This is a genomic window from Limnohabitans sp. (genome assembly GCF_044361645.1).
Lineage (GTDB): Bacteria > Pseudomonadota > Gammaproteobacteria > Burkholderiales > Burkholderiaceae_C > Limnohabitans_A.
In genome coordinates, this window is sequence record NZ_JBIKIL010000071.1 from 1 (window position 1) to 20,053 (window position 20,053).

The 20,053-nt window shown below is 62.2% G+C and carries 18 protein-coding genes and 1 pseudogene; 6 read left to right on the forward strand and 13 right to left on the reverse strand.

Annotation, left to right across the window (positions count from 1 at the left end):
* Positions 1 to 234 (forward strand): annotated as a pseudogene (locus tag ACIQ39_RS11970) (branched chain amino acid aminotransferase); the annotation flags it as partial.
* An 11-nt stretch (positions 235 to 245) separates the two neighbouring features.
* The gene (locus ACIQ39_RS11975; protein WP_396434831.1) at positions 246 to 452 is read left to right on the forward strand and encodes a zinc-finger domain-containing protein; all 207 of its coding nucleotides are present in this window, start codon (positions 246 to 248) and stop codon (positions 450 to 452) included.
* 183 nt (positions 453 to 635) lie between these two features.
* Here ACIQ39_RS11975 and slmA read toward each other — a convergent pair whose 3' ends face one another.
* From slmA to ACIQ39_RS11995, 4 genes are all read right to left on the reverse strand, one after another.
* Positions 636 to 1,277: a nucleoid occlusion factor SlmA gene (gene slmA / locus ACIQ39_RS11980; RefSeq protein ID WP_396434832.1), complete on the reverse strand. Its 642-nt coding sequence runs from the start codon at positions 1,275 to 1,277 to the stop codon at positions 636 to 638.
* Positions 1,278 to 1,343: 66 nt separating this feature from the next.
* Complete coding sequence (gene argB, locus ACIQ39_RS11985) at positions 1,344 to 2,243, reverse strand: acetylglutamate kinase (RefSeq protein WP_396434833.1); 900 nt, start codon at positions 2,241 to 2,243, stop codon at positions 1,344 to 1,346.
* A 135-nt stretch (positions 2,244 to 2,378) separates the two neighbouring features.
* Positions 2,379 to 3,272, reverse strand: a complete 894-nt coding sequence (gene rfbD / locus ACIQ39_RS11990; protein WP_396434834.1) for a dTDP-4-dehydrorhamnose reductase — start codon at positions 3,270 to 3,272, stop codon at positions 2,379 to 2,381.
* Entirely contained in the window at positions 3,269 to 3,982 is a 714-nt protein-coding gene (locus tag ACIQ39_RS11995) for a hypothetical protein (protein ID WP_396434835.1), read from the reverse strand. Before ACIQ39_RS11995 ends, rfbD begins: the two co-directional genes overlap by 4 nt.
* A gap of 339 nt (positions 3,983 to 4,321) precedes the next feature.
* On the opposite strand from ACIQ39_RS11995, the gene ACIQ39_RS12000 reads away from it, so the two are divergent.
* Both ACIQ39_RS12000 and ACIQ39_RS12005 read left to right on the forward strand, forming a co-directional pair.
* Complete coding sequence (locus ACIQ39_RS12000) at positions 4,322 to 4,843, forward strand: phasin family protein (RefSeq protein ID WP_396434836.1); 522 nt, start codon at positions 4,322 to 4,324, stop codon at positions 4,841 to 4,843.
* A 21-nt stretch (positions 4,844 to 4,864) separates the two neighbouring features.
* Entirely contained in the window at positions 4,865 to 5,533 is a 669-nt protein-coding gene (locus ACIQ39_RS12005) for a TetR/AcrR family transcriptional regulator (RefSeq protein ID WP_396434837.1), read from the forward strand.
* A gap of 3 nt (positions 5,534 to 5,536) precedes the next feature.
* Here the strand turns inward: ACIQ39_RS12005 and ACIQ39_RS12010 are convergent, their stop codons facing one another.
* The 8 genes from ACIQ39_RS12010 to ACIQ39_RS12045 all read right to left on the reverse strand — a co-directional run bounded on the left by ACIQ39_RS12010 (position 5,537) and on the right by ACIQ39_RS12045 (position 15,118).
* Positions 5,537 to 6,301, reverse strand: coding sequence for a type III pantothenate kinase (locus ACIQ39_RS12010; RefSeq protein ID WP_396434838.1), 765 nt, complete (start codon positions 6,299 to 6,301; stop codon positions 5,537 to 5,539).
* Positions 6,302 to 6,347: 46 nt separating this feature from the next.
* Positions 6,348 to 6,803 carry a polymer-forming cytoskeletal protein gene (locus tag ACIQ39_RS12015; protein WP_396434839.1) on the reverse strand — a complete coding sequence of 152 codons (456 nt, stop codon included), beginning with the start codon at positions 6,801 to 6,803 and terminating at the stop codon, positions 6,348 to 6,350.
* 138 nt (positions 6,804 to 6,941) lie between these two features.
* A complete protein-coding gene (locus ACIQ39_RS12020; RefSeq protein WP_396434840.1) occupies positions 6,942 to 8,375 on the reverse strand; it encodes an amidase in 1,434 nt (477 codons plus the stop codon).
* A gap of 54 nt (positions 8,376 to 8,429) precedes the next feature.
* Entirely contained in the window at positions 8,430 to 9,929 is a 1,500-nt protein-coding gene (locus tag ACIQ39_RS12025) for a M81 family metallopeptidase (RefSeq protein WP_396434841.1), read from the reverse strand.
* A 131-nt stretch (positions 9,930 to 10,060) separates the two neighbouring features.
* On the reverse strand, positions 10,061 to 11,683 hold the full coding sequence (locus ACIQ39_RS12030) for a dipeptide ABC transporter ATP-binding protein (protein ID WP_396434842.1): 1,623 nt from the start codon (positions 11,681 to 11,683) through the stop codon (positions 10,061 to 10,063).
* Positions 11,683 to 12,558, reverse strand: coding sequence for an ABC transporter permease (locus ACIQ39_RS12035; protein WP_396434843.1), 876 nt, complete (start codon positions 12,556 to 12,558; stop codon positions 11,683 to 11,685). Before ACIQ39_RS12035 ends, ACIQ39_RS12030 begins: the two co-directional genes overlap by 1 nt.
* Complete coding sequence (locus ACIQ39_RS12040) at positions 12,558 to 13,511, reverse strand: ABC transporter permease (protein WP_396434844.1); 954 nt, start codon at positions 13,509 to 13,511, stop codon at positions 12,558 to 12,560. The genes ACIQ39_RS12035 and ACIQ39_RS12040 overlap by 1 nt, the downstream gene beginning before the upstream one ends.
* 17 nt (positions 13,512 to 13,528) lie before the next feature.
* A complete protein-coding gene (locus ACIQ39_RS12045) occupies positions 13,529 to 15,118 on the reverse strand; it encodes an ABC transporter substrate-binding protein (protein ID WP_396434845.1) in 1,590 nt (529 codons plus the stop codon).
* Positions 15,119 to 15,277: 159 nt separating this feature from the next.
* On the opposite strand from ACIQ39_RS12045, the gene ACIQ39_RS12050 reads away from it, so the two are divergent.
* Entirely contained in the window at positions 15,278 to 16,708 is a 1,431-nt protein-coding gene (locus ACIQ39_RS12050) for an amidase (protein WP_396434846.1), read from the forward strand.
* Positions 16,709 to 16,718: 10 nt separating this feature from the next.
* Here ACIQ39_RS12050 and ACIQ39_RS12055 read toward each other — a convergent pair whose 3' ends face one another.
* Entirely contained in the window at positions 16,719 to 17,153 is a 435-nt protein-coding gene (locus tag ACIQ39_RS12055; RefSeq protein ID WP_396434847.1) for a rhodanese-like domain-containing protein, read from the reverse strand.
* Between the two features lie 267 nt (positions 17,154 to 17,420).
* Here ACIQ39_RS12055 and ACIQ39_RS12060 point away from each other — a divergent pair.
* Positions 17,421 to 20,053: methylmalonyl-CoA mutase family protein (locus ACIQ39_RS12060; RefSeq protein ID WP_396434848.1), on the forward strand; the 2,633-nt coding region annotated here is incomplete at its 3' end.

The window sequence follows — 20,053 nt, forward strand, 5'->3', positions numbered from 1 at the left end:
CTGGAGATTGTGCAAAAGCGCATCACCCGCGACGAGGTCTATATCGCTGACGAGGCTTTCTTCACCGGCACCGCCGCCGAAGTCACGCCGATCCGCGAACTCGATCGCATCGCCTTGGGCAAGGACGATTACGTGGGCACCCGAGGCCCGATCACCGAAAAAATCCAAAGCGGCTTTTTTGACATCGTCAATGGCCGCAATCCCAAGTACGCCCACTGGCTGACCAAGGTCTGAGGAGCGCGCGCATGAGCACCCAAGCTGTTGAGCTGCTGGCCACCGACCTGAATGCCCAGGGCGGTGTGTTTTGCCCCAGCCCCAAAGCCGACATGAAAATCTGGAACAGCCACCCCAAGTCTTACTTGGACGTGGCCAAAACCGGCCACGCCAAGTGCCCTTATTGCGGCACGGTGTACCAACTCAAAGCCGGGGAGGTGGTGGGACACCGCCACTGAAGAAACACAAAGCGGGCCAAGCAAGGGCCGCAGAGCCCTTGGGCAAGCACGAGCGTGATCATGCCTTTGCCGCGCTCAAAAAACCTCTGACAAAAAGATCTGCTGCCGTTTGCGCCCGCTTGAACTGAGCCCATGGTGGGCAACTGGGCCTTGATCGGTGCCGCCCAGCGGCAGTCCCAAGCTTTACAACACACGCTCCAAAACCGCCTGCAAATGCTCCGAGGGCAAGCGCTTGAAGCCCGAACGGGCAAAGCGCTGCAAGCGGCCTTGCATGAAGGCCACCAGCAACGAGGCTGTGACTTTCGCATCGGCAGTGGCTGCAGCATTGGCCGCAGGGGCAGACGACTCGGTGCCTTTGAGCGATTGGCGCAGCTGCGCTTCAATTTTGTCGAACAGCAAGTTGATGCGCTCTTGCAAGCGCTCATGCTCGAGCACCAGTGCCTCGCCATTCATGACCCGGCTCATGCCCGGGTTTTTTTCGGCGAACTGGAACAACAAGGCCACGATGCGCCCGGCTTGCAAAGGGCCTGCAGGCTCGCGGTCGGTCACTTGGCGAATCAGGCCCAGCACCGATTGGTCCACAAAATCGATCAAGCCCTCAAACATTTGTGCCTTGCTGGCGAAATGGCGGTACAAGGCCGCTTCGCTCACCCCAATTTTGGCAGCCAAGCCTGCCGTGGTCACACGCTCAGCACCGGGTTGCTCCAGCATGGTCGCCAAGGTTTGCAAGATTTGCAGTCGCCGCTGGCCTGGGCCTGGGCGTTTGCGGGCAGGTGTCCCATCGTCGTCGGAAAACCGTGCGCTGGGCTGTACTGGGTCTGACATGACGCTGCCTCCATGGGTTAGGGCTTGAATTTGAACACGGCCTGCACAGCCCATGCGAGCCGGTTTTCAGCGGCTACGGATCATGGTGCCGAAGGCTTGCTCGGTCAGCACTTCCAGCAGCATGGCGTGGGGCACGCGGCCGTCGATGATGTGCACCGCATTCACGCCGCTCTTGGCCGCGTCGAGTGCGCCAGCGATCTTGGGAATCATGCCGCCGCTGATGGTGCCATCGGCGCACAGCTCGTCGATGCGGCTGGGCGTCAACTCGGTGAGCAGCTGGCCTTGTTTGTCCAGCACGCCCCGGATGTTGGTGAGCATGAGCAGTTTTTCAGCCTGCAACACGGTGGCCAGTTTGGCCGCCACCACATCGGCATTGATGTTGTAGCTTTCGTTGTTGATGCCAAAACCAATCGGACTGACCACGGGGATGAAGGCGTCGTCTTGCAGGCACTGCAAGATGGCCGGGTCGATGCTTTCGATCTCGCCGACCTGGCCCACGTCATGCTCTTTGGTGGGGTCTTGCGCGTCCACCAAGCGCAGTTTTTTGGCGCGAATCAGGCCGCCGTCGCGGCCTGTCAGGCCCACGGCTTTGCCGCCTGCGCGGTTGATCATGCCCACAATGTCTTGCTGCACCTCGCCGCCCAGCACCCACTCCACCACTTCCATGGTCTCGGCATCGGTCACACGCATGCCCTGGATGAACTCACCGGTTTTGCCCAAACGCTTGAGGGCCGTTTCGATCTGCGGACCACCACCGTGCACCACCACCGGGTTCATGCCCACCAGTTTGAGCAGCACCACGTCCTCGGCAAAGGCTTGTTGCAAGGCCGGGTCGGTCATGGCGTTGCCGCCGTATTTGATGACCAGGGTTTTGCCGTGGAACTTGCGGATGTAGGGCATGGCCTGCGCCAGGATTTGGGCCTGGTCATGAGGCGCAACACAAAAGGTGGGAGCGGGGTCGGTCATGGTGTGTGGCAAGAGGTTGGGCGAAAGCTTGAGCGAAGGCTTGAGCGAAGAATAAAGGGCAGGTTCAAATTCACAGTGATTGTGCCGCAAGGCCATGACGCTTCAGCGGGTCTCAGCCCGCTTTCTGGTCATCCCTCAGCCCAACACTTCGGCCAGCATGCGGTCTACCCCTTGCTGCCAAGGCGGCAGCACCAAACCGAAGGCTTGCCGCAGTTTATGGGTGCGCAGTCGCGAGTTCAAAGGGCGTTGTGCTGGCGTGGGAAAAGACGTGGTGGGCACGGGCGCGATGTCTTTGACTGTCAAGGCCAACTCTGGTTTGATGAGCCGGGCCTGCGCCACCACATGGCTGGCATAAGCATGCCAAGTGGTCTCACCCGCCGCCACCAGATGGTAGATGCCCGCCAACTCGGCTTGGTGCATCACCCTGCGGATGGCGTGCGCCGTGACGTCGGCGATCAAGTCGGCACCGGTGGGTGCACCGTGTTGGTCGTCAATCACGCTCAGGCGCTCGCGCTCGGCAGCCAGGCGCAGCATGGTTTTGGCAAAGTTGGCGCCGCGCGCGGCGTACACCCAGCTGGTGCGAAAAATCAGGTGCTTGGCGCATGCAGCGGCAATGGCTTGCTCGCCTTCGAGCTTGGTCTGGCCGTACACACTCAAGGGGCCTGTGGCGCTGCCCTCTTGCCAAGGGGTTTCGCCCTGCCCGTTGAACACGTAGTCGGTGGAGTAATGCACCAGCCAAGCACCCACCTCGGCCGCCGCGTGGGCAAGCGCAGCGGGCGCGGTAGCGTTGAGGCAGCGGGCAAGCTCGGGCTCGCTTTGGGCTTTGTCCACGGCGGTGTGCGCGGCGGCATTCACGACCACATCGGGCCGGTAGGCCAATACCGTTTGGGCCAAGCGCGCAGGCTGGCTAAGGTCACCACAAAAGTCTGTGCTGTGCCGGTCCAGCGCCAGCAGCTCGCCCAAAGGCGCCAAGCTGCGCTGCAACTCCCAGCCGACTTGGCCATTTTTACCCAACAGCAATATCTTCATGTTTGACCCTCTGCAAAGTTTTGGCTGACCCCGTCGCGGTAAGCGCCGCCTTGCACGTGGAACACCCAGTCGGACCTGGCCAGGTAACAGACCACGCTTTCGCGGATGCCGGTTTCAAAGGTTTGCACAGGCTTGCGGCCCAGCTTGCGGTGGATTTTGCTGGCGTCGATCGCGCAGCGGCGGTCCTGACCGGGGTGGTCGGTGGCGTCAGTGATTTGGCTGGCACAGGGCCAACCGTCGTGCAATCCGTCAAGGCGTGGCCCGTCGTCGTGCAATCCGTCATCGCGAGGTACGAAGCGATCCATAGACTGCCGCGCTGCGCTCGCAGTGACAGGGAATCCGTCAAGGCGTGGCCCGCCGACGTGGAATCCGTCATCGCGAGGTACGAAGCGATCCATAGACTGCCGCGCTGCGCTCGCAGTGACGACCAATCCGTCAAGGCGTGACCAGTCGTCGTGCAATTCGTCAAGGTGCGGCCCGCCGTCGTGTAATCCGTCATCGCGAGGCACGAAGCGATCCATGGACTGCCGCGCTGCGCTCGCAGTGACAGGGAATCCGTCATCGCGAGGTACGAAGCGATCCATGGACTGCCGCGCTGCGCTCGCAGTGACAGGGAATCCGTCATCGCGAGGCACGAAGCGATCCATGGACTGCCGCGCTGCGCTCGCAGTGACAGGGAATCCGTCATCGCGAGGCACGAAGCGATCCATGGACTGCCGCGCTGCGCTCGCAGTGACAGTCGGACAGAAAGTTGGCGCAAATAAAGCCTGCGCCGCCGGTCATCAAAGGGGGCATGGAAAAATCATCCTGTACGGACACAACACACGCTGCGCCTTCTGACTTCGGATTTTAGAAGCATTGACCTGGCCTTTGAGCCCAGCGGCCGCATCAAGCGCCGCGGCTTTGCCTGCCAGTTCGCGTGCTCGCGCTGCCATGGCTGCTCACAGGCTTGCTGGTCGGTTAGTGTGCCTCTTTGCGTGCTCGCGTTGCCATGGCTGCACACAGGCTTGCTGACCGGTTAAAGTGGTGCTCACTTCAGGAAGCGATCAATGGCCTCATCCAAAAAAACCCAACGCCAAACTGGCTCAGCAACGCCACCAGCACCCAGCTTGACACCGCCCACGCAACAGGTCTGGCTGGCAGGTTTGGGCGCGATGGCCAAAGCCCAAGAACAAGGCAGCAAAGCCATTGAAGCTCTGCTCAACGATGGCCTGGCTTTTCAGCGCAAAAGCCAAGCCGAAGCCCAGCAACGCCTGCAAGAGGCCACCGAGCGCTTGAGCCAGATGGCAGGCAGTTTGGGTCAATCCGCATCATTGCGGGTGGACAAGCTGGAACACCTGTTTGAAGACCGCGTGGCCAAGGCCTTGCACAGCTTGGGCATGCCCTCGCTGGTGGACATGCAAATGCTGAGCGCGCGTGTGGCGCATCTGGAGTCGCAGTTGCAAGCCTTGCAGCCGGGGCCCAGCAGCGCTGCCAAGCCCAAGGCCGCTGCGCCCACCCAGACCGCGGTGAGCCGGGCGCGTCAAGCCACGCCAACGCCTTCGCGTCCTGCTCGCAAAAAATCGGTTTAGTCCTGTCTGCAGCGCCCGGCCATGGCCAAAAAAGCACCTCGTCGCACCGCTGAGCGCATAGCGCTGGTGACGCTGGCTTTGTTCAACCGCTTTGGCGAGCCCAATGTCTCGACCACGCTGATCTCGGCGGAGCTGGGCATCAGTCCGGGCAATCTTTACTACCACTTTCCGTCCAAAGACGCTTTGGTCAACCAGTTGTTTGACCAATACGAGACGGCCATGCTGACCCTGTTGGACGCAGCCCCCGATGTGTGCGACGTGGAGGACACGTGGTTTTTTCTGCACTCGCTGTTTGAGCAAGTCTGGAACCACCGCTTTTTGTACCGCGATTTGAACAACTTGTTGTCGGGCAATCGGCATCTGGAGACCCATTTCCATGCGGTGCTGGAGCGCAAGACCCAAGCTTTTCGTCAAATGCTGGAGTCTTTGGTGGCCGCTGGCCTGATGCGCATGGATGCAGACCACATCGAAACCCTGTCGGCCAGTTTGTCGGTCATGGTGACCTATTGGCTCAGTTACGAGTATGTTCGCAACCCCCGCCAGGCCATGGAGCCTGCCAGCGCCAGCTTGGCCCTGACACGCGGGGCGCAGCATGTGCTGGCCTTGTTGTCGCCCTACATGGCCAACACCGATTTGCAAAGCCATTTGCACGCCTTGACGGCGGCCTACAAATCACCCCAAGCCGATTGAGCCTCAAGCAAAACGCAGGGCGGCCAAGGTCAACAAGCCATCAAAAATCAGGTTGTCCACCAACTCAAAGCGCACCGACATGCTGGGGGCCATCTTCCAGCCCGCACCGCCTGTCATGACGCACAAAGGCTCTTGCCCGGTGTGTTCGCGCAAGTGCTGCACCATGCGCTCGCAGGCACCCGCAATCGCATAGGTGCCGCCACTGGTCAGGGCATCGCTGGTGTTGGTGGGAAACGGCCTCACATCACCGGTGGGCACATGCAAACCCGCCGTGCCCGACTCCAAGGCGCGCAGCATGATGCCGTGGCCAGGCAAGATCAGCCCGCCCAAGAAACGCCCGTGTTCATCAATCGCTTCGACCGTCACCGCCGTGCCCACCATCACCACCACCAAGGGGCGCAAGAGGCCGCACGCCAACAGGCGATGGCGTGCGCCAATCATGGCCACCCAGCGGTCTGAGCCCAAGCGCGAGGGGTGGTCGTAACCGTTGGTCAAACCGGCCTCATGCACACTGGGCACCACCCAGTGGGGTGTCACATCCCAAATGTCCATTTGCTCTTGCACGCGGCGCTTGATGGCATCACCGGCCACCACGCAGCCCAGCATCTGATCGGGCTTGGGCAACGAAGCCCACGGGCCTTCGGACAAACAGTCGATGTTTTCGAGGAATTCAGCGCCTTGCACCAGCAATTGGCCTTGGGGGCTTGGCCGGTCGTACAGCGCCCATTTCAGGCGCGTGTTACCCACGTCGATGGCAAGAAAAGTCATGCGCCGATGATAATGACTTTGAAAGGCGCAACTTCGGGGCAAGCCCTCAGCGGTTGACGCCTGAAGCTTGCGCTTTGCGAATGGCCTCTTGCGCATCCATGTTGGGCCGCGTGGCTTGATCTGGGGAATCCACTTGGAGCATCAAGCCCAATAATTTGGCACCGTGTTCCACGGCCATGGAGGTGTATTTGATGTCGCCCTGAACCAGCGCACTGGCCAACAACTCGACACGCTCCAAAGCATGGATGTTGCCGGCCACTTTGCCCGCGACCACGATGCGACTGGCCAGCACATCGCCGTGCACCTCGCCGTTGGGGCCGATCATCACCAAAATGGTGGCATCTTGAGGCGCTTCGATGTTGCCCACCACTTTGCCGTCGATGCGCACGCTCTCTTGCAAACGCAAAGAGCCGTGCACCTCGGCATGACGGCCAATGACCGTGTCAAATTTTTCCGAGCTCGTGCTCAAAGGGGCGACGGTTGATTTCGATTTTCCAAACATAAGGTCTCCTAGAAGAGTCGTATTAAAACTTTTCGTATTGTGCCCAAATCATGACCCAGCAGGAAGGCACACACGGGCGGACACTCCAGATTCGGGCGCAAAGCACATCCAAGCTGATGGCTCGCACCCACCCAAGGTTTACAAAACCGGCCTGCCCACGGGCATCACCGACTCATAAGCCCGCGCCGCGCGCAGCACCAAAGCATCGCCAAACATGGGGCCGACGATTTGCAAACCCATGGGCAGGCCGCTGCGGGTCAGGCCACAAGGCACGGTGATGGCCGGTTGCTGGGTCAGGTTAAAAGGATAGCTGAACGGGGTCCAGCCCAACATGGCCTCGGGGGTCATGGGGGCCGTGCCTGCGGCGCGGGCTTCAAAGGCGGGTATGGACACTGCGGGTGTGACCAACAGGTCATAACGCTGCATGAACTGGCGCATGTGCGAGCCCAGCACGCCCCGGCGCTGGTGCAATTGCTGCACCTGCAAGGCACTCAGCTGCGCACCCAACTCGGCCTCGGCCCGAAAATCCGGGTCGGTCACGGCCTGCTGGGCGGCGCTCAAGCCCTGCCACACGGTGTAAGCGCCCAAAAACCACAGGCCGGTGGTGATGTCCAAGGGGTCTTCAAAACCCGGGTCAATGTGTTCCACATGCGCGCCCAGGGCCTGCAACACTTGCACGGCCGCAGCCACTGATGCGGCCACCTCGGGGTGTATGTTTTTGGCGAAACCCAAAGTGGGGGAATAAGCGATGCGCAATCCCCGTATGCCGTCTTCCAGGCCCACGGTGTAGTCGCTCACGTCAGGCGGCAAGGCTGTCCAGTCGCGCGCATCGGGCTGCTTGAGCACGTTCATCATCATGGCCGCGTCGCGCACGCTCAGGGTGTGTGGCCCCAAATGCGCCACCGAACCAAAAGGCGACAAGGGGTAGGCGGGCACCCGGCCAAAGCTGGGTTTGAGGCCCACATTGCCGCAAAACGCCGCCGGAATCCGCACACTGCCCGCGCCATCGGTGCCCACGCTCAGCGGCCCCAGACCTGCCGCCACCGCCGCCGCCGTACCGCCCGACGACCCGCCAGGCGTGTGCAACAAATTCCAGGGGTTGCGCGTGATGCCGGTGGCGGGCGAATTCGTCTCACCCTTGCAACCAAATTCGGGGGTGGTGGTTTTGCCCAGCAGCACCGCACCGGCTTCACGCAGCCGCGCCGTGGCCGGAGCATCGACCTCCCAAGCCTGGTTCGGGTCGACCGTGCGGCTGCCGCGCAAAGTGGGCCAACCCCGCGTGAGGATGAGGTCTTTGATCGAGCTGGGCACACCCTCCAGAGCGCCCACGGGTGCGCCTTGCTGGCGGTGCGCCTGCCAACGCGCCTCGCTGGCGCGGGCGCTGGCCATGGCGGCGGCTTCGTCGACCAAGCAAAAGGCGTTGATGTGCGGGTTCAGGCGCGCGATGCGCTGCAGCACCGCCTGCGTGACCTCGACAGGTGAGGTTTGCCCGCTGCGGTACAGCGCCAGCAGTTCATGGGCTGGGGTTTGGGTCAGGTCTTGGGTTGAAGCTGCTGCGGGTGCGGTGCTCATGCTCATGCCTTTTGTCTGGTGAATCAAAAACCCCAAGCGGGAAGTCGGGTCAGGTCAGGGCCGGGTGCGGGTCTGGGGACTGAGTTTTTTCCAAGGCAAGTCGCCCGGGTCGGCCGCCATGGGGCCGGCCGCTTTGGCCACCAGCACGCGGCTGGCAATCGGCGTGAAATCGGCCCGGAAATGGTTGGAGCTTTTCACCACCAGCAACTTCATCTGCTCGGGCTGGATGCCCACGGCGCGGAACAACTCGCGGTCCAGCATTTGCATCTTGCCGCTGGCCACGGCGATCAAAACGCCCTCGATTTCCAGACACGCACAAGGCCCAATGCGGGGCTTGATGCCGGTCATCATCGGGCCTTTGAGCTCGCAATGGTCTGGCCCCAAGGCCCGCACGGTGAAGCGCCCTTGCAAAGGCGGGTCGCTGGCCTGGCCGGTAAACGTGGGCACGGCCTTGCCCAAAGCCAATTGCAACACAGCCCCTGCGCCAGCGGTGTGCGCCATGCGGGCGGCCTCGGGGTCGTACAACAAACCCAGCGCCACCTGGGCAGGCCAGCGCTGTCCGGCCCCTTGCTGCAACAGGGCGTGCAGCATGCCGGTGGTGTTGCTCTCGCCGCCAGCGCCGGGGTTGTCTTGGGTGTCGGCGATGACCACGGGGGGCTCAGACAGCTCGGCGGTGGCCAGCGCCTGCGCAACGGCCTCGCGGGCGGGCAGCACGTCGGGGCGCCATTGGCTGGGTTCGGCCACACGCTCGAACAAACGCTGCACGGCCATTTCTGCCTGCGCGCCACAGCCCCAAACCACCGGGCCGCATTCGGCAAAGTCAGACGCCGGAAAGCCCATGCAAAAACTCAGCATGCAGCCGGTCTGCGTTTCCAGCGCGATCATCTCGTCGTAGATGTCTTTGGCCGGGGCCATCCAGGTGCTTTGCGCATTCAGCGGAATCAAAAACGGCAGACGCCGCGCCTGCACCGGGCGCTTGGCACCTGCACGCAGGTGCTCGCGCAGCAGCATGGCGGCGCGCTCGCCGGTCTCGGCCATGTCGATGTGCGGGTAAGTGCGGTAAGCCACCAGGCCGTCGGCCAGCTGCAGCATGCGCTCGGTCACGTTGGCGTGCAAATCGAGGCTGGCGACGATGGGCACACGGGGGCCGACCACGGCGCGGATGCGGGCGATCAACTCGCCCTCGCTGTCGTCGGCGTTTTCGGCCACAGCCGCGCCGTGCAAATCGAGGTAAACACCGTCCAAGCCCTGCACCAGGGCGGCGCGCACATCGTCAAGAACAGCGTCGCAGATGCGCTCAAACGCGTCGGTGGTCACATAAGAAGAGGGCGTGGCACCCGCCCAGGCCGAGGGCACGAGCTGCCAGCCCTCGCGGCGGGCCGCGTCGATGAAACCGCCCGTCGGCATGTTCACGCCCACCATCTGCGCCAGCAAGGCTTGGCCGCGCACATAGGCTGGAAAATCCTCACCCTTTTGGAAGGCAGCCCAATCGGCCAAGCTGGGGGCAAAGGTGTTGGTCTCGTGCTGGTAACCAGCGATCAGGATACGGGTCATGGAGTGGCAGCTTTGGGCGTTGGGCGTTGGGCGTTGGGCGTTGGGCGTTGGGCGTTGGGCGTTGGGCGTTGGGCGTTGGGCGTTCAGGGGTCAGGGGTCAGGGGTCAGGGGTCAGGGGTCAGGGGTCAGGGTCAGGGGTCACGCGGGGGCAGCGCGGCCGGGGCTGCGTCGAACAAGCGCCGGGTGTAGTCATGCTGCGGGTTGGCGTACACATCGGTGGTGCGGCCCTGCTCCACGATGCGGCCTTGGTGCATGACGATGACACGGTCGCACAGCTGCGCCGCCACACGCAGGTCGTGGGTGATGAACAACAAGCCCAAACCCAGGCGCGACTGCGCCTCGCGCAGCAGATTCAAAATTTGCGCCTGCACACTCACATCCAGAGCACTCACTGCCTCGTCGGCCACCAGCACCTGGGGGCGGCAGGCCAGCGCTCGGGCAATCGCCAAGCGCTGACGTTGCCCGCCGCTGAACTGGCTGGGGTAGCGCTGCAAAGCCTCGACCGGCAGGCGCACCTGCACCATCAGCTCGGCGGCCAAGGCTTGGGCTTGGGCACGCGTCTGGCCAAAATTCATGGCCCCCTCGACCAGGGACTGGCCCACGGTACGGCGCGGGTTGAGCGAGCGGTTGGGGTCTTGGAACACCACCTGCACCCGGTGGCGCAGTGGGCGCAAACGGCTCTCGGGCAAAGTAGCCACCTCATCGTCACCCCACAAGATGCGGCCCTCGCTCGGGTCAACCAAGCGGATCAGGCAGCGCGCAAAAGTGGACTTGCCCGAGCCGGACTCGCCCACAATGCCCACCGTCTCACCCGCATGCACCGCCACATGGGCGTTTTGCAGTGCTGCGGTGGCGCGGTTGCGGCCCAGCCAGTCGCGGCTGGCGTAGGTTTTGCCCACGCCCTGGCCCGACAACAAAGCCGGGCCAGTGAAGGCGGATTTGGCCGCAGGCGGTGTCATGCCCGGAACGGCCGCCAACAACTGGCGCGTGTACTCCGCCTGGGGGCGGCGCAAGACTTGCTCGCAAAGACCGCCCTCGATCGCTTCGCCTTGGTTCATCACCAGCACCTCGTCGGCGATCTCAGCCACCACGCCCATGTCGTGCGTGATGAACAGCACCGCACTGCCCTGCTCGCGTTGCAAGTCGGCAATCAGCTTCAAAATTTCTTTTTGCGTGGTCACGTCGAGCGCCGTGGTCGGCTCGTCGCAGATGATCAAGGCAGGCTTGAGCACCACGGCCATGGCGATCACGATGCGTTGGCGCTGACCGCCGCTGAGTTGATGCGGGTAACTGCGCAGCATGCGCTCGGGGTCGGGCAGGCGCACCCGCTCAAAAATACGCAAAATTTCAGCGCGGCGTTGGTCGCGGGGCCAATCGGTGTGGGTCGAGAGCAACTCGTCGACCTGGTCAGCACAGGTCATGACCGGGTTGAGCGCGGTCATGGGTTCCTGGAACACCATGCCCATGCTGCGTCCGCGCAAGGCGCGCAAACGTGCGGCAGAAGCACCGAGCAAGGACTCACCTTGCAGCACGATCTCGCCGCCACTGGGCCGCAGCTCCTTGGCCAGCAAACCCATGACGGTGGTGGCCATGACCGACTTGCCCGAGCCCGACTCGCCCACCACACACAGGGTCTGACCGGGGAGGATGCTCAGCGACACCTGGTGCACCGCATGCGCCCGGTCACTGCCCGCAGGAAGCGCCACCGTGAGTTGGCGGATGGACAAGGCCGGTTGAGGCGATGCTGTGCTCATCATGTCCCTCTCTTCGCAAACTTGGGATCGAGCACGTCGCGCAAACCATCCCCCAACAAATTAACGGCCAGCACCGTGGGCACCAAAAACAAGGCGGGGTACAGCACGTTGCCGGGGTATTGGCTAAATTGCACACGCCCCTCGGCCATGATGTTGCCCCATGTGGGGATGTCGGGCGGCAGGCCCAGCCCCAGAAAACTCAAAATGGCTTCGGTCAACACAGCCGACGCGGCCACAAACGTGCCCTGCACGATCAGCGGCGCCAGTGCATTGGGCAAAATGTGTCGCCACAAGATCACGGACGTGGGCGTGGCCAGTGCACGCGCTGCCTCGACAAAAGGCTCTTCGCGCAAAGTCAGCACCAGCGAGCGCACCAGGCGCGTGACGCGCGGCACCTCGGGAATGGCGATGGCCACCACCACTGTCCACACTTGCGCGCCCAAGGCCGCCACCAGCGCAATGGCCAACAAAATGGCAGGAATGGCCATCAGGCCATCCATGAAGCGCATGAGCACCGCATCAACCTGCCGAAAGTAACCGGCCAGCATGCCCAAGAAGCCACCCAGCGTCAGCGCCAGCACGGCCGTGAAGCCGCCCACCAGCAATGACACTTGCGCCCCGTAGACCACGCGGCTGTACAAATCGCGGCCAAAGCTGTCGGTGCCCAGCCAAAAGGTGTGGGCCACGGTGCTGCCATCGACCAGGGTGAAGTCCCCCTTGAGGCCGGCAGGTTTGTTGATGAACTTGGAGTCCATGGCGGACGGGTCCAAGGTGCCCAGCCAAGGTGCCAGCAAGGACACCAAGACCATGAACCCCAGCACCAAGGCACCAAACCGGATCGATCCGTTGGCCCATAAACGATGAGAGACTGACATCAGTAACGGATCCTCGGATCAAGAAAGAGATAGCTCAAATCGACCATGAGGTTGATGAACACGTAGGCGCAGGAAAACAACAGAACCAGCCCCTGGATCACCGGGAAGTCGCGGTTGAGCACCGCATCCACCGTGAGCATGCCCAAGCCGGGAATGGCGTACACCGTCTCGGTCACCACCACCCCGCCGATCAGCAAGGCCACGCCAATGCCGATCACGGTGACGATGGGCACGGCCGCGTTGCGCAGCGCGTGGCGCAGCAACACCACTTGCTCGGTCACCCCTTTGGCGCGGGCGGTGCGGATGTAGTCTTCGGTCAACGCCTCGGACACGCTGGCGCGGGTCACGCGGGCGATCAGCGCCACATAAATCATGGCCAGCGTCAACCAGGGCAAGATCAGCTGACGCATCCAGTCCCACATGGGCACGCTGCGCGGCCCAAACAGGCTTTTGTAGCCTTGCACTGGCAGCCATTCCAAACGGATGGCAAACAGATAAATCAACAAATAAGCGATCACGAACACCGGGACTGAAAACCCAGCCACGGAAAAGCCCGACAACAGCCGGTCCAACCAACCCCCCATGCGCCAAGCGGCGATGGTGCCCAGCGGAATGGCCACCGCCACCGCCAGCACCAAGGTGCCTGCAGCCAGCGCCAAAGTGGGCTCGATGCGCTGTGCAATCAACTCGGTCACCGGCTTGCTCAGGTAATAGGAATAACCCAGATCACCCTGAAAAACGCGCCCAATCCAGATAAAGTACTGGGACAGGATCGACCGATCCAGTCCCAACTGTTCCCGGATGCGGTTGATGTCGTCGTTGGTGGCACTGTTGCCAGCGATCACAGCCGCCGGGTCACCGGGGGCCAACCTCAGGATGAGGAAGACCACCAGCGACACGACCAAAAGCACAGGCAGCACCGCCAAAAAGCGGCGCAAGACAAATTGAAACATCGGTCAGCGCCTGTACATCAGTTCTTCTTCAAGCCCCACATGACCGGGATGCCCGGGGTTTGCAACAGACCACTGACGTTGCTGCGAACAACCGTAGGCTGACGGTATTGTCCCAAAGGTGCATGGGTGGCGGTTTCAAAGGCCACGGCCTGGATCTGGCTGGCAATTTTCTTTTTCTCGTCTTCCGTGGCGGCACGCGCAAAAGTGGCCTTCAAAGTCTCGATACGCGGCTCGTTTTGCCAGCCGAACCACCCGGTGTCACCCTTGGCATTGAGCATGGCCATGGCCAACGGGTTGGAGATGTCGCCGGCCGTCCAAGCTGTCAGGAAGGCGTTCCAGCCACCGGCTGCAGGCGCGTCTTTCTTGGCGCGGCGGGCCAACAAAGAGGCCCAGTCCATTTGCTGGAAGTCCACCTTAAAACCTGCGGCTTCGAGTTGCTGCTTGGCCACCAAGGGGATCTTGGCGATCGAGGCCAAGTCGGTGGGGCGCATCAAGAGCACGGGGGTGTTGTCGTAACCGGCTTCTTTGAGCATTTCGCGGGCTTTGGCCGGGTTGGCCACACCAGTGAAATAACCGGTGTTTTCATCGGCATAAACCGTACCGCATGGGAAGATGCTGCGGCAGAGTTTGCCCAGCTCGGGCACGCCGATCTGGGTGTTGATGAAGGCCTGCTGACCCATCGCCACCATGGCGGCTTGGCGGATCTTGGGGTTGTCAAACGGCTTGTGCAAGTGGTTAAAGCGCATGATGAACTGCAAGCCCGCTGGCGAGAAGTCATCGACCTTCAGACCCTCGGTTTTCTTCAGGGTCTCGTACTGCTCGAAGCTCGGCTGCTCGACCATGTCGACTTCACCGGCCTTGATGGCGTTGAACTGGGTTTGCGGGTCGCGGATGATGACCCACTCGACGCGGTCAAAGCTGATTGGACGCCCACCCGCCATACCGCTGGGAGCCTCGGTGCGGGACTTGTATTTGGGGTTGCGGGTGTACACCGCCAAGGCGCCGGGCTTGAACTCGTCGGCCTTGAAGATGAAGGGGCCCGAACCAATGTGCTCCTTGATTTGCTCGGAGCCGGGTGTGGCCGCAATGCGTGCAGGCATGATGAAAGGCACGTTGGAGGAGGCCTTGCCCAAGGCGTCGATCACGATGCCGCTGGGCTCCTTGAGGACCATTCGGAAGGTGTTGGCATCGGGCGTTTCGTAGCGGTCGATGAAGGTGTTCAGGATGCCGCCCATGGCGTCGCGGCTGGCCCAGCGCTTGAGCGAGGCCACCACGTCTTCGCTGGTGACGGGCTTGCCGTCATGGAACTCCAAGCCAGCTCGAAGTTTGAAAGTCCAGGTCTTGCGGTCGGTCGAGGTGGTGTAGGTGTCCACCATCTGGGGCTTGATGTTGCCCTGGGCATCTTCAGAGAACAGCGTGTCGTAAATCATGTACGCGTGGTTGCGCGTCACGTAGGCCGTGGTCCAGACCGGGTCGAGCACCGCCAGGTTGGCGTGCGGCACAAAGCGGAACACTTTGTTGTCTTGCGCTTGGGCTTGGGCAGCCATGGGGGCCAGCATGCTCAAACCCAACAAGCCTGTGGCGGCAAACAGTACACGTCTCTTCATGATCAGATCTCCAAAAATAGGAACAGTTGAAAAATCATGGTGACAGCTTTCAAAACGAACAAGCGTCACCTTTGTGCAAAACGGAGTCGGGGTTTTCACCAGTGGCTGATCGCCCTTCGACCGCTTTCATAATACAAATCAAACCGAGAGCAAAACCCTATGGTCAACCCTGATACTTCAGCCTTGGATTTGTCCCGCGCCCTACACCTCAAGCAGGTGTCGTGCCAGGAAGTCATGCAGTCCACACTCGAGCGCATTGCGCAATTCAATCCGCGGTCCAATGCCATCGTCAGCCTGCAAGAACCCGAACTTTTGATGGCACAAGCGCGTGAGCGCGATGCCCAATTGGCACGCGGCGAGTCCATGGGCTGGATGCACGGCATGCCCCAAGCCGTCAAGGATTTGGCCAACGTGCAAGGCCTGCGCACCACATTGGGCAGCCCGCTCATGAAAGACTTTGTAGCCCCTGAAGATGGACTCATGGCCCAACGCACCAAAGCGGCCGGGGCCATCGTGATTGGCAAAACCAACACACCCGAATTTGGCCTGGGCTCGCACACCTTCAACGAGGTGTTTGGCCCGACCCGCAACGCCTGGGACCCGCGCAAATCGGCCGGCGGCAGCAGCGGTGGTGCAGCCGTGGCCTTGGCCCAGCGCATGCTGGCTGTGGCCGACGGCTCTGACTTCATGGGCAGTTTGCGCAACCCGGCCGGTTGGAACCATGTGTTTGGCCTGCGCCCCTCACAAGGACGCGTGCCCATGCTGCCCGCACAAGACGTGTTCATCGCCCAACTGGCCACCGAAGGCCCGATGGCCCGTCATGTGGCCGACTTGGCCATGCTGCTGTCGACACAAGCCGGTGCCCACCCGGCCAGCCCTTTGAGCCTGACTGAAAACCCTGCGGTGTTTGCGGGCACACTGGACAGCGACCCACAAGGCCAGCGCATCGGTTGGCTGGGCAACTTGCAGGGCTACTTGCCCATGGAAGAAGGCATTTTGCAAGTGTGTGAATCGGCGCTGAACAGCTTTTCGGGCATGGGCTGTGCGGTGGACGAAGCCGTGCTGGGCATGCCGCCTGAGCAAATTTGGCAAGCCTGGCTGGTGTGGCGGCAGGCCTTGGTGGGGCCGCGCATCGCGCCTTTCTTAGTGAACCCTGCCAACCGGGCGCACATCAAGGCCGAGGCGCTGTGGGAGCACGACCTGTCACTCAACTTGACAGGGGCCCAACTCATGGCCGCCAGCGCCAGCCGCACGCGTTTTTTCCAGAGCATGCTGACCCTGTTTGAACGCTTCGATGTGCTGGCCATTCCGGTGTCACAGGTGTGGCCCTTTGATGTGTCGCTGCGCTGGCCGCAAAGCATTGCAGGCCAAAGCATGGACAGCTACCACCGCTGGATGGAAGTGGTGATCTACGCCACCTTTGCAGGATTGCCGTCTGTCAGCGTGCCTGCTGGCTTTGGGGCCAACGGCTTGCCCATGGGCCTGGCGCTGATTGGCAAACCGCAAGGCGACTGGGATTTGCTGAAACTGGCCCACGCCTACGAGATGGCAAACCAAGAGATGATCGCCCGGCGTCCGCCCGGCATTTGAAGCGTGCGGTTCAGTTTTGCTGCCAAGGCAAGCCACGAAAACGCCAACCCCCTTGAACACCCCGGTGCGCCTGCGCATCGGGGTCACCTTCAAAACCTTCGAGGATGTTGTACGCCTGCAAACCCAATTCGGTGGCACGCTGTGCGGCGGCAATCGAGCGCACACCGCTGCGGCACAGCAGCACCAGTTTTTTGCCGCCCGCGCCCAAAGCCTGCACACCGGCATCGAAACCCGGGTTCAGGGCCATGCCGGGCCACTGCTTCCATGCCAAGGCATGGGCCCCGGGCACAAAGCCCACCCAGGCACGCTCGGCGTCGGTGCGCACATCCACCAACTCGGCCTCGCCCGACTGCACCCAAGCCCAGGCCTGCTCGGGCGAAATGTCGCCGGCATAAGCGAGCCCCGCTGGCGCTTGAGGGGAGGGCTTGATCGGGTGTGCGCTCATGGACGGTACTCCTGGGTTTGGGCTGCAAATGCGCGGTCGCGTCGAAGGCATGGTCAAGTCAAGCAAGGCGCCCAGGGCGCGCAACACCGTGCGCGCAACCGGATGTTTGAAGCCATGCGCTGACCGCCATGGGGCTGAATCATAGCTTTGGATAGGCGGATGTGTGCGGCGATGACAGGACCGACTGCAGCAGCTAAGATGCGGGTTTTGATTGACGTTTACGTCAACGTCAAAGCTCAAAAAACTGCCCGCCACCGGAGACGCCCCATGACCGACTTGTCCGCCGAATTCAAAGCCCTGGCCAACTACCGGCCCACCCACAAGGTGCGTTTTGTCACCGCCGCCTCTTTGTTTGACGGCCACGACGCGGCCATCAACATCATGCGCCGCATCTTGCAAAGCATGGGCGCTGAAGTCATCCACCTGGGCCACAACCGCTCGGTGGACGAGGTGGTGACCGCGGCCCTGCAAGAAGACGCGCAGGGCATCGCCATCAGCTCTTACCAAGGCGGGCACAACGAATACTTCAGCTACATGGTGGACCTGCTCAAAGCCCGGGGCGGCGAGCACATCCAGGTGTTTGGCGGCGGCGGCGGGGTGATTGTGCCGTCTGAAATCCGTGCTTTGGCCGAAAAAGGCGTGCGCATTTTCAGCCCCGAAGATGGGCAGAAAATGGGCTTGGCCGGCATGATCGGCGAGATGGTCATGCGCTGCGACCAAGACGTGAGCCCGCTGGCCCCCAAGACCATCAAGGCCATTCAAGGCCATGGCGAGATGCACTGGCGCGCCCTGGCCCAGCTGATCACCGCCCTAGAGAACGACAAAGCCGATGCGTCCGTGGTCCAAGCCGTGCGCGAACAAGCCGCACAAAAAAAAGTGCCGGTGCTGGGCATCACCGGCACGGGCGGCGCGGGCAAGTCCAGCCTCACCGACGAGTTGATCCGCCGCCTGCGGCTGGACCAGGGTGACGCGCTGCGTGTGGCGGTGATCTCCATCGACCCTTCGCGCCGCAAGAGCGGTGGCGCCCTGCTGGGCGACCGCATCCGCATGAACGCGATTTCGCCTTGGTCACAAGGCCCGCGTGTCTTCATGCGCTCGCTGGCCACACGCGACTTTGGCAGTGAAATTTCGGCTGCTTTGCCCGACGTGATCGCCGCTTGCAAGGTGGCGGGTTTTGACGTGATCGTGGTGGAAACCTCGGGCATCGGCCAGGGCGACGCGGCCATCGTGCCGCATGTGGACGTGCCCATGTACGTGATGACGCCCGAGTTTGGCGCGGCCAGTCAGCTCGAAAAAATCGACATGCTGGACTTTGCCGAGTTTGTCGCCATCAACAAATTCGACCGCAAGGGCGCGTCTGACGCGCTGCGCGACGTGGCCAAACAGGTGCAACGCAACCAAGAAGCCTGGACCACACCGACCGAGCAAATGCCGGTGTTTGGCACCATGGCGGCGCGCTTCAACGACGACGGCGTCACGGCGCTGTACCAAGCCCTCAAGGCCCGACTGGCCGAGCTGGGCATGCAGACCAGCGAGGGCCGTTTGCCCGTGGTCAAGGTGCGTTACAGCACCCACCAAAACCCGGTGGTGCCCTCTTCACGCACGCGCTATCTGGCCGAGATCAGCGACACGGTGCGCGGCTACAAAAAACGCGCCATCGACCAGTCGCGCTTGGCCCGTGAAATCCAGCAACTGCGGGCAGCCGCCCAAATGCTGGCCGCAGGCAAAGCCGGTCGCCCCAAGGCGGCTGAGGCGGCAATTGACTTGGCCGTGCAACGCGAACAAACCCAAGACCCCGCCGCCCGCAAGTTGCTCGCCCAGTGGCCCGACATGCAAAAAGCCTATGCGGGCGACGAGTACGTGGTGAAAATCCGTGACAAAGAAATCCGCACCGCGCTCACCACCAAGTCGCTGTCGGGCACCACCATCCGCAAAGTCGCTCTGCCCCAGTACGAAGACGATGGCGAAGTGCTCAAGTGGCTGATGCTGGACAACGTGCCCGGCAGCTACCCCTACACCGCAGGCACCTTCGCCTTCAAGCGCGAGGGTGAAGACCCGACCCGCATGTTCGCAGGGGAAGGCGACCCGTTCCGCACCAACCGCCGCTTCAAACTGGTCAGTGAAGGCCTGCCGGCCAAACGCCTGTCCACCGCGTTTGACTCGGTCACGCTGTACGGCAACGACCCCGAAGTGCGGCCCGACATCTACGGCAAGATCGGCAACTCGGGCGTGAACGTGGCCACGCTGGACGACATGAAGGTGCTGTACTCGGGCTTTGACCTGTGCCACCCGACCACCAGCGTGTCCATGACCATCAACGGCCCAGCGCCCTCGATCTTGGCCATGTTCATGAACACGGCCATCGACCAGAACATCGACAAATTCAAGCTGGAGAACGGCCGCGAGCCGACCGAAACCGAAGCCGCCAAAATCCGCGAATGGGTGCTGCAGAACGTGCGCGGCACGGTGCAGGCCGACATCTTGAAAGAAGACCAGGGCCAAAACACCTGCATCTTCTCGACCGAGTTTTCGCTCAAAGTCATGGGTGACGTCGCGCAGTACTTTGTGCACCACGACGTGCGCAACTTCTACTCGGTGTCCATCAGCGGCTACCACATCGCCGAGGCCGGGGCCAACCCCATCAGCCAACTGGCTTTCACGCTGTCCAATGGTTTCACTTTTGTGGAAGCGTATCTGGCGCGCGGCATGCACATCGACGACTTCGCGCCCAACCTCTCCTTCTTCTTCAGCAACGGCATGGACCCCGAGTACACCGTGATGGGCCGTGTGGCGCGCCGCATCTGGGCCGTGGCCATGAAAGAAAAATACGGCGCGAACGAACGCAGCCAAAAACTGAAATACCACATCCAAACCTCGGGCCGCTCACTGCACGCGCAAGA

What these genes read in the sequence shown, in the direction of transcription:
- ACIQ39_RS11975 (WP_396434831.1), top strand. Translation starts at nt 246, where the DNA reads ATGAGCACCCAAGCTGTTGAGCTGCTGGCCACCGACCTGAATGCCCAG.
- slmA (WP_396434832.1), bottom strand. Translation starts at nt 1,277, where the DNA reads ATGTCAGACCCAGTACAGCCCAGCGCACGGTTTTCCGACGACGATGGG.
- argB (WP_396434833.1), bottom strand. Translation starts at nt 2,243, where the DNA reads ATGACCGACCCCGCTCCCACCTTTTGTGTTGCGCCTCATGACCAGGCC.
- rfbD (WP_396434834.1), bottom strand. Translation starts at nt 3,272, where the DNA reads ATGAAGATATTGCTGTTGGGTAAAAATGGCCAAGTCGGCTGGGAGTTG.
- ACIQ39_RS11995 (WP_396434835.1), bottom strand. Translation starts at nt 3,982, where the DNA reads ATGGATCGCTTCGTGCCTCGCGATGACGGATTCCCTGTCACTGCGAGC.
- ACIQ39_RS12000 (WP_396434836.1), top strand. Translation starts at nt 4,322, where the DNA reads ATGGCCTCATCCAAAAAAACCCAACGCCAAACTGGCTCAGCAACGCCA.
- ACIQ39_RS12005 (WP_396434837.1), top strand. Translation starts at nt 4,865, where the DNA reads ATGGCCAAAAAAGCACCTCGTCGCACCGCTGAGCGCATAGCGCTGGTG.
- ACIQ39_RS12010 (WP_396434838.1), bottom strand. Translation starts at nt 6,301, where the DNA reads ATGACTTTTCTTGCCATCGACGTGGGTAACACGCGCCTGAAATGGGCG.
- ACIQ39_RS12015 (WP_396434839.1), bottom strand. Translation starts at nt 6,803, where the DNA reads ATGTTTGGAAAATCGAAATCAACCGTCGCCCCTTTGAGCACGAGCTCG.
- ACIQ39_RS12020 (WP_396434840.1), bottom strand. Translation starts at nt 8,375, where the DNA reads ATGAGCACCGCACCCGCAGCAGCTTCAACCCAAGACCTGACCCAAACC.
- ACIQ39_RS12025 (WP_396434841.1), bottom strand. Translation starts at nt 9,929, where the DNA reads ATGACCCGTATCCTGATCGCTGGTTACCAGCACGAGACCAACACCTTT.
- ACIQ39_RS12030 (WP_396434842.1), bottom strand. Translation starts at nt 11,683, where the DNA reads ATGAGCACAGCATCGCCTCAACCGGCCTTGTCCATCCGCCAACTCACG.
- ACIQ39_RS12035 (WP_396434843.1), bottom strand. Translation starts at nt 12,558, where the DNA reads ATGTCAGTCTCTCATCGTTTATGGGCCAACGGATCGATCCGGTTTGGT.
- ACIQ39_RS12040 (WP_396434844.1), bottom strand. Translation starts at nt 13,511, where the DNA reads ATGTTTCAATTTGTCTTGCGCCGCTTTTTGGCGGTGCTGCCTGTGCTT.
- ACIQ39_RS12045 (WP_396434845.1), bottom strand. Translation starts at nt 15,118, where the DNA reads ATGAAGAGACGTGTACTGTTTGCCGCCACAGGCTTGTTGGGTTTGAGC.
- ACIQ39_RS12050 (WP_396434846.1), top strand. Translation starts at nt 15,278, where the DNA reads ATGGTCAACCCTGATACTTCAGCCTTGGATTTGTCCCGCGCCCTACAC.
- ACIQ39_RS12055 (WP_396434847.1), bottom strand. Translation starts at nt 17,153, where the DNA reads ATGAGCGCACACCCGATCAAGCCCTCCCCTCAAGCGCCAGCGGGGCTC.